11 protein-coding genes are annotated in these 13,094 nt (G+C 63.4%); 1 reads left to right on the top strand and 10 read right to left on the bottom strand.

Annotated features, from left to right (window positions below; genetic code table 11):
- Window positions 1-110: 110 nt before the first annotated feature.
- From LB557_RS10120 to LB557_RS10095, 6 genes are all read right to left on the bottom strand, one after another.
- Window positions 111-1,295 carry a mandelate racemase/muconate lactonizing enzyme family protein gene (locus tag LB557_RS10120; protein WP_224642987.1) on the bottom strand — a complete coding sequence of 395 codons (1,185 nt, stop codon included), beginning with the start codon at window positions 1,293-1,295 and terminating at the stop codon, window positions 111-113.
- A 1-nt stretch (window position 1,296) separates the two neighbouring features.
- Window positions 1,297-2,403, bottom strand: a complete 1,107-nt coding sequence (locus LB557_RS10115) for a mandelate racemase/muconate lactonizing enzyme family protein (protein ID WP_224642986.1) — start codon at window positions 2,401-2,403, stop codon at window positions 1,297-1,299.
- Window positions 2,404-2,435: 32 nt separating this feature from the next.
- A complete protein-coding gene (locus LB557_RS10110; RefSeq protein WP_140661455.1) occupies window positions 2,436-3,128 on the bottom strand; it encodes a GntR family transcriptional regulator in 693 nt (230 codons plus the stop codon).
- Window positions 3,129-3,299: 171 nt separating this feature from the next.
- The gene (locus LB557_RS10105; RefSeq protein WP_224642985.1) at window positions 3,300-4,451 is read right to left on the bottom strand and encodes an efflux RND transporter periplasmic adaptor subunit; all 1,152 of its coding nucleotides are present in this window, start codon (window positions 4,449-4,451) and stop codon (window positions 3,300-3,302) included.
- A 15-nt stretch (window positions 4,452-4,466) separates the two neighbouring features.
- Window positions 4,467-7,643, bottom strand: coding sequence for an efflux RND transporter permease subunit (locus LB557_RS10100; protein WP_140617599.1), 3,177 nt, complete (start codon window positions 7,641-7,643; stop codon window positions 4,467-4,469).
- Window positions 7,637-7,888: a hypothetical protein gene (locus LB557_RS10095; protein WP_015318880.1), complete on the bottom strand. Its 252-nt coding sequence runs from the start codon at window positions 7,886-7,888 to the stop codon at window positions 7,637-7,639. Before LB557_RS10095 ends, LB557_RS10100 begins: the two co-directional genes overlap by 7 nt.
- A 246-nt stretch (window positions 7,889-8,134) precedes the next feature.
- Here LB557_RS10095 and LB557_RS10090 point away from each other — a divergent pair, with 246 nt between their 5' ends.
- Window positions 8,135-8,725: a TetR/AcrR family transcriptional regulator gene (locus LB557_RS10090; protein WP_015318879.1), complete on the top strand. Its 591-nt coding sequence runs from the start codon at window positions 8,135-8,137 to the stop codon at window positions 8,723-8,725.
- Window positions 8,726-9,035: 310 nt separating this feature from the next.
- On the opposite strand, the gene LB557_RS10085 is transcribed toward LB557_RS10090, so the two are convergent.
- The 4 genes from LB557_RS10085 to LB557_RS10070 all read right to left on the bottom strand — a co-directional run bounded on the left by LB557_RS10085 (window position 9,036) and on the right by LB557_RS10070 (window position 12,924).
- Window positions 9,036-10,058 carry a LacI family DNA-binding transcriptional regulator gene (locus LB557_RS10085; protein WP_015318878.1) on the bottom strand — a complete coding sequence of 341 codons (1,023 nt, stop codon included), beginning with the start codon at window positions 10,056-10,058 and terminating at the stop codon, window positions 9,036-9,038.
- Between the two features lie 31 nt (window positions 10,059-10,089).
- Window positions 10,090-10,881, bottom strand: coding sequence for an ATP-binding cassette domain-containing protein (locus LB557_RS10080; protein WP_015318877.1), 792 nt, complete (start codon window positions 10,879-10,881; stop codon window positions 10,090-10,092).
- A 3-nt stretch (window positions 10,882-10,884) separates the two neighbouring features.
- Window positions 10,885-11,871 (bottom strand): ABC transporter permease, encoded by a 987-nt coding sequence (locus LB557_RS10075; RefSeq protein ID WP_140661452.1) that lies wholly within the window; start codon window positions 11,869-11,871, stop codon window positions 10,885-10,887.
- Between the two features lie 117 nt (window positions 11,872-11,988).
- Window positions 11,989-12,924 carry a substrate-binding domain-containing protein gene (locus LB557_RS10070; protein WP_015318875.1) on the bottom strand — a complete coding sequence of 312 codons (936 nt, stop codon included), beginning with the start codon at window positions 12,922-12,924 and terminating at the stop codon, window positions 11,989-11,991.
- Between the last annotated feature and the right edge of the window lie 170 nt (window positions 12,925-13,094).

Here is a 13,094-nt window from a genome sequence, read left to right as displayed (position 1 = left end):
GGGTCAGATTTTCTTGAGCAATGCTTCCACCCGTCCGTTCCTGCCGTCGCCATCGATCGCGGCGGCGGACTCTTGTTCTTGAAATACGTCTCCTTTCCCGTGTCGTTCTCCTAGTTCAGCGGCAAACGGCGATATGTCCCGGGCTTGGCCGGGTCGTGATATTTGTTGCAAGGGCCGTTCTCGGCAAAGTCGCGATGGCACGCCGTGAGATTTTCCCGCGACAAGGTGACACCAAGACCGGGACCTTCCGGGACACGCACCGTATTGTTCCTGGGGCAAAACGGCCCCTCCTCGGTGATGTCCATAGGTTGCATACGAAACAGCGACTGGTTCGGCTCCCGGATCCAGCCGAGTGCCGCGCACAGATGCAGGTAGGCCGCGCTGCCGATGCCGCTGTCGCCGCTGTAGCACCAGAAATCGATGCCCGCGTGCTCGCAGGCGCCGACAAAGCGCAGCATCCGGCCGATGCCGCCATGCGCGGTCGGGTTGCCGACGAATGCATCCGGCACCTTGAGGTCCATGGCGCGCGCGATGTCGATATTGTGGGTCGAGAACGGGATCGAGCAATGGCGGCGCAGTTCGCGCATCTCCTCTGATGTCGCCACCGGATCCTCCCAGTTGCGCACGCCGAGCTCTTCCAGCGGCCGCACCAGCCGCCGCGCCGTGCTGAGCGAATAGGCCTGGTTGGAATCGATGCGGATCATCGCATCGTCGCCGAGTTTTTCGCGGATCAGCTCGACCATTCTCAGCGAGATCCTTGGGTCGTCGGTCGAGAACTTACCTTCGAAGAAGGTCGTGCCGTGTGTCTCGTGCAGTTCCACGCAATAGTCGGCGACTTCTTCCGGCGTCGTCTCGCCCTTGACACCATCCCCATCGCCGCGCAGCGAGAAGTAGTCGGTGAACGGGATGTCCTTGCGCACGGCCCCGCCGAGCAACTGATAGAGCGGCTGGTTCCAGGCTTTGCCGCGCAGGTCCCAAAGCGCCATCTCGATGGCGCCGAAGGCCATGATGCGGGTGCGGTCGTTGATCGACTGCACGCCGGTCCAGAACGGCAGGCAGACATGTTCGGCGGCGGCAATGTCGAAGGCGTCGCGGCCGACCAGCCGCTGGGCAAGAACATCATTGATGATGGCGGCCGCTGCCGGCGTAGGCGCTTCGCCCAGCCCGACAAGGCCGTCCTCGGTCTCGACTTCGACGATAACAGGCGAAAAACCGTCGAGTTCGCCGAACACCCAGGCATAAGGCGCTTCGAGGCGAAGATTGATCGGCGTGGCCTTGATGCCGCGGATCTTCATCTCAGCGTCCAACTTCGAAGAAGGGCTTGCCGAGCAGGTCTGGAACGACGTCGATGCCAAGGCCTGGGCCGGCGGGAATACCCATGCGGCTGCCGGTGACCGGCGGCGCGTTCGACGCGGTGCGCACCGTCACCCATTCATGGAAGGCGATCGCATGCAGCCGACGCTCCTCCGGCGTCGACAGTGACAGATGCGCCATGGCGGATGTGTCGATCTCGGCGCCGCCGGTATCCTCGACCGTGATCATGAAGCCGAGATCGACGGCGACGTCACGGATCAGCCGGGTCTTGGTGACGCCGCCGAGCCGCGAGATCTTCAGTGTCAGCCCGTCCGCCGCGCCGAGGCGACGGATTTCCAGCATCGCCTCCAGCGAGGTGACGGATTCGTCGAGCACCATCGGCTTGTCGAGCATGCGGCGCACCGACATGTTTTCGTCGATCGTCGTGCAGGGCTGCTCGAACGTATAGTCGATCGCCCGCGTCGCGTCAGTGAACTGCCGCGCCTGGTATGGTGTCCACCCGGCATTGGCGTCGCAGAAAATGACAGTGCCTTTCGGCACCGAGGCGGCGACCGCCGTGACGCGCTCGACGTCGTCATGGACATTGCCGCCGACCTTGACCTGGAGCCGGCGGAAACCGTCCTCGACGATGCGCTTGGCAAGTGCGGCCATTTGATCGACCGTGCCATGGGTGACGACCTTGTAGAGTTCGGCCGTGTCGCTTTCCCTGCCGCCGAGCAGCGTCACCAGCGGCACGCCGGCGGCACGCGCCGCGAGATCCCAGCAGGCCATGTCGAGCGCCGATTTGATGTAGGGATGGCCCTTGAACACCGTGTCCATCAGCCGGCCGATGCTCGCCAGCCCACGTGGATCGTGGCCAATGAGATGCGGCGCGATTTCCGGGACGCCGGCGCGGGTGCCGGCCGGGAAGGCGGGCGAGTAGAAATTGCCGAGCGGCGCCATCTCGCCCCAGCCGGTCAAGCCGCTGTCCGAGCTGATGGCGACGATCACAGCGTCGAAGCAGTCGGCCACACGCCCCTTGGACATGCGATAGGGGCCGTCTACGAAAGGCTGCACGACGTGATAGGCTTTGATGGTTTCGATTTGCACGTGGGGTATCCATTATCCGCGATGGGGGAGGGTCAGGCGCCTTTCGACGAACGCTTTTCGAGGTCGCGCGCGTAGGCAAGAAGCTCTTCGAAATCGTGGTCGATATGCTCGCGTGCGTGGCGCTGGGCGGCACGCATGTCGTCGCCCTTGAGCAGCGCCACATAGGTTTCATGAACGTCTTCGGCGGGCACGGCTTCCTTGCGCGCCTGCTGGTGCAGGGCGAAGTACATCTGCAAACGGCTGGTCAGCCTTTGCCAGGTTTCCAAGAGCACGGAATTGTCGGCCCATTCATGGATCAGGCCATGCAGTTGCAGCGCGGTCTCGATCTGCCTTGTGGTGTCGCGGTCGCGCGTCGCCTGCTTCACCGCCTCGTGGCGCCGCTCGAGCTCATCGAAAAAGCGCTGGTCTCGCAGTTCCCACGTCCGCTCGATGGCGAATTCGTCGAGCACCTTGTTGAGCGAATAGACGTCGTCGATGTCCTTGGCGGTGACATTGATGACGAAGGTGCCTGCATAGGGAATGCTGGTCAGTATGCCTTCCTGCACCAGCTCGCGCATCGCTTCGCGCAACGGCGCGCGGCTGACCCGCATCTGTTCGGAAATCCTGAGTTCGTTGAGCTTCTGGCCTGGCTCGAGCTGACCAGTCAGGATCGCGCGTCTGAGCAATGCCACGATTTCGGCACGGCGTGTCGTGTCGGCAATCGGACTGAATTCCGTCTTTACCATCCGGCCCACTCCCGCGAAAACAGAAGCACAGACAATCAGATTGTCGACAATCTAACAAGAGCCGGTGATCGAATTTTTCTATGGCCGCCCTGGTGGGTCTGCTCGTGAAAACGGCGCCCGCGACCTGAGAAAAGGTCGGGGGCGCCGCGCGGAAACCGGGCCTGCGGGGAGTCAGGTAGCCGGTTTCTGTGGCAGGGGCGAAATCGGCATTCCGGGGCCGATCTTCTGCAGATTGCCTGTGATCACCTGGTCGCCTTCAGCGACGCCGCTGAGGATGGCGACCATGTCGCCGCTGGTCGGCCCCAGCGAAACCAGCCGCTGGTCGACCGTATTGCCCCTGCCGACGACATAGAGATACTTGCCGAGTTGGCTCGATCCCAGTGCGACCTGCGGCACCATCAGCGCATCGGGCTGTTGTTTGACGTGCAGCCGCACGCGAACATACTGGCCAGGCAAGAGCGTGAACTTGGCGTTGCCGATTGTGGCGCGTGCGGTGATCGTGCCGGTCGAGTGATCGATCGTGTTGTCGACAAAGGTGAGCTCGCCCTTCTGGTGGGCCTCGGTCTCACCGGGAAGCAGGACCTCGACCTCGATCGGGCCGGCGGCACGCGCTTCCTCGATCTGCGCCAGATCCGTCTCGCTCGGATTGAAGGTGACGTAGATTGGGTCGAGCTGCACCAGGGTGTTGAGCACGGTGCCGGCAACGCTGACCAGCGTTCCCACGGAAGCCTGGTTGCGGCCCAGACGTCCAGCGAACGGCGCGTGGATTTCAGCGTAGCTCAAATTGAGCTCGGCCGTGCGCACAGCCGCCTGGTTCAGCGCCAGCGACGCCTGCGCCTCGCGCAAGGTGCTGGTGCGCTGGTCGAAGCTGTCCTTGTCCAGGTAGCCGCTCTTGGCGAGTTCGGTACCGCGGCCGAGATTGGAACGTGCATAATCGAGGGTCGCCGTGTCGCGCTGAACCTGTGCCTTCGCCTGGTCGAGCGAGGCCTGGAAGTCATCGGGCGAGATCCTGTAGAGCAGGTCGCCTTGCCGCACGTCGGCGCCGTCTTGCGCCGTCTGTTCCTGCAAATAGCCGGGGACGCGTGCCTGCAGCGTGATGCTGCGGATCGGCTCGGTCCGCGCGGCATAGTCGAGATAGATCGGGATCGTCTTCTTGACCACGTTCGCCACCGGCACCGGCATGACGAACGCTGCTGGAGCCGGCGCGGCCCCGGCCGTGCCGGCATTCAGGCTGAGATTGCCCATGTCCAGCAGGTGGACACTGGCCACCGAGATCGCACCCAGCGCGACAGCCGTTCCCAACGCGATTTTCCATTTACGCATGATGATTCTCCAATCTTATTCGGCCGCTTCCGCCAGGGGAGGAAAGGCGGGTTTGGCCGTTGGTTCAGTGTGTTGAGAAGCGGGCTCGTCGCCGCCGCGCCGTTCGCGCAGCTGTTCGATGACCGCGTAGAAGACCGGCACGAACACCAGCGACAGGATGGTCGCGGCGACCATGCCGCCGAACACGGTGGTGCCGATGGACTGGCGGCTGGCGGCACCCGCACCGGTGGCGATCATCAGCGGCACCACGCCGAGGATGAAGGCAAACGCGGTCATCAGGATCGGCCGCAGTCTCAGCCGGGCGGCCTCCATTGATGCCTCGACGATGCTGAGGCCTTCCTCGCGCCGCCGTCTTGCGAACTCGACGATCAGGATCGCGTTCTTGGCCGCCAGGCCGATCAGCATGACGAAGCCGATCTGCGAATAGACGTCGATCTGCATGCCGCGCACCCAAAGTGCGGCGAACGCGCCGAACAGTGCGAGCGGCACGGCCAGCAGCACCATGAAGGGCATCGCCCAGCTCTCGTACTGCGCCGCCAGGATCAGGAAGACGAAGACGATGGCGAGGGCAAAGACCACCGACGCGATCGACCCCGCCTTGAGCTCCTGGAAAGTGATGCCGGTCCATTCGAAACCGAAATCCCTGGGCAGCGCGGTCGCCGCTGCCCGTTCCATGGCGGCGACCGCCTGGCCCGACGAATAACCGGGAGCGGCGCCGCCATTGATGGTGGCCGAGGCGTTGTTGTTGTAGTGCGGCACGGTTTCCGGGCCGACGAACGGCACCAGTTTCCCCAACGTGCTGAGCGGCACCATGCCGCCGGAGGCATTGCGCACATAGAGCCGTGAAATGTCGGCTGCACCGGCACGTGAATCCTTGTCGGCCTGGATGGTCACCCGGAAGGTGCGGCCAAACAGGTTGAAGTCGTTCACGTAGAGCGAGCCGAGATAGATCTGCAGCGTGTTGAAGACGTCGGGCAGGTTGAGGCCGAGCAGCTTCGCCTTGGCGCGGTCGAGATCGTAGTTGAACTGCGGCGTCGAGGTCGAGAACGGCGAAAACAGCTGCTGCGGATTGATTTCAGGCTGCTTGCGGGCCTCGGCGATCACCGCTTGCGTGGCGTCGTTGAGGGCCGTGCTGCCGCGGCCAGTGAGGTCCTCGACGACGAATTCGAAGCCGCCCGTGGTGCCGATGCCGGGGATGGAGGGTGGATCGAAGGAGAGCGCAAAAGCCTCCGGAATCTGCATCAGCTTGCCACGCACGTCGCCGACGAGCTTCGAGGCGCTCTGGTCGGGGCCACGCTCCTCCCACGGCTTGAGGATGGCGAACTCGACCGCCGAGTTCGACTGCGCCGCGCTGGTGAGGAAGTTCAGGCCGCTGATCGAGCCGACGATGTCGACGCCTGGCGTCGCCTGCAGGATGTCGCGCGCCTTCTGGGCCACCGCATCGGTACGCTCCAGCGAAGCGCCGTCGGGCAGCTGGATGACGACGAAGAAATAGCCCTGGTCCTCGACCGGAAGGAAGGTCGAGGGCAGCTTTTGCCAGACGAAGTAGGTGGCGACCAGGCCGGCGGCGAACAGGCCAAGCATGATCCAGCGCAGCCGGATAAGGATGCGCACGCCATGGGCATAGGCATGCGACAGCCTGTCGAAGCCCGTGTTGAACCAGCGGAACAGGAAGAATTGCGTCTCGCCTCGATGGCGCAGGAAGGCTGCACTGAGCGCCGGGCTGAGCGTCAGCGAGTTGAAGGCGGAGATGCCGACGGAGATCGCCACCGTCAGCGCGAACTGGTTGTAGAGCTTGCCGGAGACACCGGGAATGAAGGCAACCGGCACGAACACCGCCATCAGCACGGCGGTGGTCGCAATGATCGGGCCGGTGACCTCGGCCATGGCGGCCTTTGTCGCCGCCAGCGGTTTCAGTCCGGCCTCGAGCTGTCGTTCGACATTCTCGACCACGACGATGGCATCGTCGACGACAAGGCCGATCGCCAGCACCATGCCGAGCAGCGAGAGCATGTTGAGCGAAAAACCCATCATCTCCATGATGACGAGCGTCGCCACCAGCGACACCGGAATGGCGATGGTCGGAATGATGGTCGTGCGCCAGCTCTGCAGGAAGATGAAGACCACGGCGACGACGAGCACCAGGGCTTCGCCAAGCGTGATCAGCACGTCATGCATCGAGGCCGAGACGAAGCGCGTCGTATCGTAGTGCATCGCATAGTCGACGCCCTTGGGAAAACGGGCCGACAGTTCCTGCATCTTGTCCTTGACGCGCTGCTGCAGATCGAGCGCGTTGGAGCCGGGCATCTGATAGACGGCGAGCACCACGGTCGGGTCCTTGCCGAAAAAGGCCGAGGACGAATATTGCAGGGCGCCAAGCTCGATACGGGCGACGTCGCGCAGCCGCACCAGCGAGCCGGTGTCGGTGTTGGCACGCACGACGATGTCGCCGAATTCCTTCGGGTCGCTCAACCGGCCGACGGCGTTGACCTGCATCTCGAAGGCGGTGCCGGCGGGCGCCGGCGACTGGCCGATCTTGCCGGCCGCCACCTGGACGTTCTGTTCGGCGATGGCATTTTGCACATCGACCGCGGTGATGCCGAGATTGGCGAGCTTGTCCGGATCGAGCCAGACGCGCATCGAATAACGCCGTTCGCCGAAAATCTGCACGTCGCCGACACCAGGCAGCCGCTTCAGCGGATCCACCACCTGCAGATAGGCAAGGTTGGAGAGCGCCACCGGATCGACCGAATGGTCGGGCGAGGTCAGGTTGACGATGAGCACGAAGTTCGGGTTCTGCTTCTTGATCGTCACGCCGCCCTGGTTGACGATCGCCGGCAGCGACGAGGCGGCCTGCGAGACGCGGTTCTGGACGTCGACGGCGGCCGTGCTCAGGGAATAACCGACATCGAAGGTGATGGTGATGGTCGACGAGCCGTCATTGGAGCTCGTCGAGGACATGTAGGTCATGCCTTGCACGCCGTTGATCTGCTGCTCCAGCGGCGTCGTCACCGTGTCTGCCACCACTTGCGCGCTGGCGCCCGGATAGTGGGCGCTGACGACGACTTGCGGCGGTGTGATGTCCGGAAACTGCGAGACGGGCAGCAGGAAATAACAAATCGTGCCGGCGAGGACCATGATGATGGCGATCGCCGAGGCGAAGATCGGACGATGGATGAAGAAGTTTACCACGACACGCACGCCTCTCCGGCCGCTCTTGCCCGCCCGAAGGCGCTGGCCACCCTGGACAACTGCCCGCGCCCGTCCCGGGACCCTTCCCGTGAACGCAGCAACGGCACCTCGCGACGCTGCCCATCGGCAAGCGAGCGCAACATGTTCTCGAACGCGCGGGGGTCGACCCCGTCTGCCTTCATGACCAGCCGGATCATCGGATCCCGGACGGCCTCATCTATGGTAAGATCGCGGCGCTGTGGCATTGGCCGGCTCCTTGTCTGTCGATTCGCAGCCCGTGCTCACGAACCGTTTTTCATCTCTTCACCGGCCGAGGCCGCATGATTGGCAATCTTTTCGTCCATCTCGATCTGGTAGGACCAGTTCACGACCTTGTTATTGACGACGGACGATATAGGTGTTACCAGTAAGTAACATTCTGGAAGTTACAGACCGGTAACACCCTAGTCAAGAGGTGGCCGAGAGTTTTTTGGAAACGAAAGGAGATCATGATGACAGACGGCGTCGTGGAGCGCTCTCGTCCCCGGGATCGGATTCTGGAGACGGCGCGTGACATGTTCCACAAGCACGGCATCAAGGGCGTCGGCGTCGACGCCATCACCGAGGCTGCCGGCACGAACAAGATGACGCTCTATCGTCACTTCGAATCCAAGGACGAACTGATCGTCGAATGCCTGCGCGCCAACGCGCTGAAAGCTGGCGCGATGTGGGAAACGTTCGAGGCCGAGCATCCGGGTGACAAGCTCGCTCAACTTCATGCCTGGGTTCGCAAGGCCGCCGCCATGCTCAACACCGACGGCCGTGGCTGCGACATGGCCAACGCCGCCGCCGAGCTGACCGAACCCGATCATCCGGCAAGGCGCGTCATCAAGGAACTCAAGGAAGCCCAGCGCGAACGCCTGGTCGGACTCTGCCGGGATGCCGGCATCGGCCAGGCCGAGCTTCTCGCCGATACGCTGTCGCTGCTGTTTGAAGGTGCGCGGGTCAGCGTGCAGACCGTCGGTGCCGAGGGCCCGAGCACGCAGTTCGTGCGGATGGCTGAAGGACTGATCGTTTCCTTCCGGGGCACTGCCGCCGGTTAAGTATTGCCGTGGCTGCTGGTGATTTTGCGGTCGCGTGACCGAAATGATGTCTGCTGCCCTATAGGCAGCACGCTATTTCCCGTTGACTGAACGAAAAAAGCCCGCTGCCGGGAGGAGGTGGCAGCGGGCTCGATTTCGAATGTGGCGCGGGAGGAGGTGCACCCCATTCAGCGTCGGCATCGCATCTGGGAGGAGTAGATGGCCGACAACCAGAACCTACGAGTTGCCCAATGATTCGGCAACAATGAATTGTGCATAGCTGCTGTGCAGATTTGCCGGGGCGGTCATGTTCCCCAGGAGATGCGGGATCTCACTGCACGGGCACGTTTTCCCGGAAGATCAGTCGCGGCTCGATGAATTTGCGGGTGAGATAGGGCGCCGATGATGCGATCGAGCCGAGCAGTTGGATCACCGACTGCTCCGCGATCAGCCTGGCGTTCTGGTCGATGACGACGTCGGCGAGGTCGTCGACGAGGTAGCCGCGTGTCTCCCTTGTCAGATCGTGGCAGATGAAGACCGGCTTGCGGTTGGGCCTGGTTTCCCGGATCGCCTTGGCAATGCCGGAGCGCCCGGCGCCGACGCAATAGATACCGAGCAGTTCCGGCTCGTTGCGCAACGCTTTCATGGTTGCGGCATAGCTGGCATCGGGCTCGTCATTGATCTCGACGGCGCTGCTGACGGTGAGGTTGGGAAACTCCTCGCCAAGCACGGAGCGGAAGCCCATCTCGCGCTCTTCATGGCCGCGGTAGGAACGCGAGCCGACGACCATCGCCAGCTGCCCCTCGCGGCCACCGAGGAAGCGTCCCATCAAAAGTGCCGCCGTCCGCCCCGCCACGCGGTTGTCGATGCCGACATAGGCCGAGCGGGGAGCGGCCGGAATATCGGACACCAGCGTCACCAGCCGGATACCGGCCTCGACCATGTCGCGCAGGATATTGCGCGTCCTGGGATGATCGACCGCGATGACACCGACGCCGTTGGCGCGCAGCGACAGCTTTTCGACCGCGGTCTGCAAGGCATTGGGCGAGATACCGGCGAGATTGTGAATCCGGCAGGACGCCACCAGCGGCAGGCGCGAGGCGTAGTCCTCGATGTGCTTTGCCAGGTCGTGCATGAAGTCGTTCGAGCCGATCGGCAGGAAGAATTCCAGGTTTGCGGGCCTCGAGGGAAGCGTCACCTGGTCGGCGACCGGCAGATAGCCGAGCTGCTTGGCGGCCTCCATGACGCGTTGCCGGTTGGCGGCACTCGCTCCGGGCCGGTTGTTGAGCACCCTGTCGACCGTCGCGGTCGACAGCCCGCAGTTCCTGGCGATGTCGGAGACGGTAGCCTTCATGCCGCAATCCTACACGTCGCTCCGTACGTCCTCAGTGCGCCGGCTTGCCGTCGGCGAGAGCGTCGCGGATGTCCTTGTCCGACATGCCGGTGATGATGCGCTCGACTTCCGTCACGGTTGTCGTCTTCGGATCGATGTCGTCGGCGACCACCTTGCCCCTGCGCATGACGACGATGCGGTCGACCACCTGGAAGACATGGTGGATGTTGTGCGCGATGAAGATGCAGGAGTGGCCGGAATCGCGGGCGTTGCGCACGAAGCTGAGCACGCCTTGGGTCTCGGCCACGCCGAGGTTGTTGGTCGGCTCGTCGAGGATGATCAGGTCGCTGTCGAAATGCATGGCGCGCGCGATCGCGACCGCCTGGCGCTCGCCGCCGGAGAGCGAGCCGATCGGCGTCGTCGGCGGGATGTTCTTGGAGATGCCGACCTGTTTGAGCAGATCGCGGGCGACCGTGTTCATGGCGTCCTGGTCCATGCGGTTGAGGAAGCGCGGCGGCTTGATCGGTTCTCGACCCAGGAACAGGTTGCGCGCGATCGACAATTGCGTGACCAGGGCGGAGTCCTGGTAGATAGTCTCGATGCCGTGGGCGATGGCGTCGCTGGTATCGCGCAAGGTGACCTTCTTGCCGCGGATGAAAATATCGCCGCTGGTCAGCGGCACCGCGCCGGAGAGAACCTTGATCAGCGTCGATTTGCCGGCGCCATTGTCGCCCAGAAGGCCGACGATCTCACGCTCGTTGACATGGAAATTGGCGTCCACCAGCGCCTGCACGCGGCCATAGGACTTGCGGATGTTGTGCATGCGGATCAATGGCTCGGCCATGGTTCAAGTCCCCGCCTGGTGCCGGCGTTCCAGCCATGAATGCAGCGCCATCATGCCAAGGATGATCGCGCCGATGAAGATGTTGTAGGCAAGGCCGGGCACGCCGATCAGCACGATGCCGTTGCGCATCACGCGCAGGATCAGGATGCCGAGCACGGTGCCGATGATGGTGCCGCGCCCGCCGGTGAGTGCGGTGCCGCCGATCACCACCATGGCGATCACCTCGAGCTCGTAGCCGGTGCCGCTGTTGGGGTTGGCGGCGGATGTGCGCAGCGAGGAGATGACGCCGGCAAGCGAGGCCATGACCGACGACAGGACGAACAGGCCGACCTTGACGCGATTGACATTGACGCCGCGGGCACGCGCCGCGTTGGGATTGCCGCCCGCCGCCTGGATCCAGTTGCCTGTCCGGCTTTGCGTCAGGACAAAGCCGAGCGCGATCGCCGCGGCGATGAACCAGAACAGCGACATGTAGATGCGGAACGGCCCGATGAAGAAGTCGCCGACCAGAGCCTCCGCCAGCCAGCTGCCCTCGGCACTCCAGGTGCGCTGCGGAAACCCGTCGGTGATGAAAAGCGCGCTGCCGCGCACCACCAGCAGCATGCCGAGCGTCACCAGGAAGGACGGGATCTTGAGCTGCGTGACGAACCAGCCATTGACCAGGCCGATCAAGGCGGCAACCACCAGCGCGACAAGGAAGCCCATTTCCAGCGAGGTGACGCCGGCATTGAACAGCGTCCACATCAGCACGGGCGAGAAGCCGAACAGGGACCCGACGGAGAGGTCGAATTCGCCCGAAGTCATCAACAGCGTCATCGCCAGCGCGATCAGGCCGAGCTCGACCGTGAAGGCCAGCGTGTTGGAGATGTTCTGCGGCGACAGGAAGTCGTGGTTGAAACCCCAGAAAACGGCGATCTCCACGATGAGCAGAATGAAAGGTCCGAATTCCGGCCGCGCGATCAGGCGTTGGATGAGCGAATGATTTTCCACTGGGAACCCGCGACATGGTTGGGACGGGCCGCGAGCTCCACCGCATCGGGTGGCATGCCACGGCGCAGGAAGATATCTGGCGCCGTGCGAAAACGCGCGGCGCCAGGGGATCGCGGATTATTTGCCGGACAGGATCTTGTCGTAGACCGCCGCGGTGTCCTTCTCATAGAGCGCGCCGGTGATGACGTTGAAGCCCGGAGGAATGCCGCTGGCCGCCATGTTGGCGAGCGACAGCGCCACATAGCTGGTCGCCTGCGGATCCTGCCACTGGCCGGCATTGACATAGCCGTTCAGCACTTCCTGGGTGGTGTCGAGCGAGTTGCCCCAGCCGACCACCGGGATTTCGCCCGGCTTGACGCCGACCTGGTCGAACACGCGCTTGATCGAACCGGTTACGAGGTCGCCCAGGCCGATGATGGCGTTGACCTTGCCCTTGTGGGCGGTGAGGTAGTCGACCATGCGGTTGATCACCTCGGCCTGGTCGAGCGTCGCTTCGGTCACTTCATAGGTGATGCCGAGCGGGCCGAAGACGCTCTTGATGCCTTCTTCTTCCTGCACGCCGTAGGTGGCGCCGGGGATCTCGACCGGCATCCAGACGAAGTCGCCCTTCTTCACCAGGCCCTTGTCGACCAGATACTGCGCCCAGTGCTTGCCGAAAGTGACGTTGTCACCGCCGACATAGGCGTTGAAATTGGCCTTGGGATCGGGCGTGTTGAAGTTGATGATCGGGACGTTGGCCGCGCGCGCTTCCTTGACGATCTCGACCAGGCTGCCCGGATCGGGGCTGGTGGTGACGATGCCGTCGGCCTTGGCCGAGAGGGCGGCACGGACCGCCTCCTGCTGCGAGGCGACGTCGCCATTGTGGAACGACGTGTTGACGGTGTTGCCGGTGTCCTTGGCCCATTGCTTGGCGCCGGCGAGGAAGTAGGTCCAGACCGGGTCGGCCGGCCCGCCATGTGAAATCCAGTAGAACGTCTTGGCCTGCGCGGCTGCCGGAATGACCGTCAGCGCGATCAGCAGGCCGTAGAGCACAAGTCTTAGTCTCGTCAGCATTTGATTTCCTCCCGGTTGAAGATGATCCGTCCCTTGTTCCGGCTTCAGCCGGATTGCGTCTTTTTGCCAGCGCCGCTCGGATGCCTAAGAGCATTCCCTTTTTCGACGAATGGCAAGCCTCCATCTGCAGATGTAGTTGGCGCCTGACGCGGCGCCATCAGCGACCCCAT

It is taken from the genome of Mesorhizobium sp. BR115XR7A, assembly GCF_020165315.1.
GTDB lineage: Bacteria > Pseudomonadota > Alphaproteobacteria > Rhizobiales > Rhizobiaceae > Mesorhizobium > Mesorhizobium australicum.
The sequence above is the reverse complement of the archived record's forward strand: the minus strand, read 5'-3'. Positions and strand labels throughout refer to the sequence as shown.

What these genes read in the sequence shown, in the direction of transcription:
- LB557_RS10120 (WP_224642987.1), bottom strand. Translation starts at nt 1,295, where the DNA reads ATGAAGATCCGCGGCATCAAGGCCACGCCGATCAATCTTCGCCTCGAA.
- LB557_RS10090 (WP_015318879.1), top strand. Translation starts at nt 8,135, where the DNA reads ATGACAGACGGCGTCGTGGAGCGCTCTCGTCCCCGGGATCGGATTCTG.
- LB557_RS10105 (WP_224642985.1), bottom strand. Translation starts at nt 4,451, where the DNA reads ATGCGTAAATGGAAAATCGCGTTGGGAACGGCTGTCGCGCTGGGTGCG.
- LB557_RS10070 (WP_015318875.1), bottom strand. Translation starts at nt 12,924, where the DNA reads ATGCTGACGAGACTAAGACTTGTGCTCTACGGCCTGCTGATCGCGCTG.
- LB557_RS10110 (WP_140661455.1), bottom strand. Translation starts at nt 3,128, where the DNA reads ATGGTAAAGACGGAATTCAGTCCGATTGCCGACACGACACGCCGTGCC.
- LB557_RS10080 (WP_015318877.1), bottom strand. Translation starts at nt 10,881, where the DNA reads ATGGCCGAGCCATTGATCCGCATGCACAACATCCGCAAGTCCTATGGC.
- LB557_RS10095 (WP_015318880.1), bottom strand. Translation starts at nt 7,888, where the DNA reads ATGCCACAGCGCCGCGATCTTACCATAGATGAGGCCGTCCGGGATCCG.
- LB557_RS10085 (WP_015318878.1), bottom strand. Translation starts at nt 10,058, where the DNA reads ATGAAGGCTACCGTCTCCGACATCGCCAGGAACTGCGGGCTGTCGACC.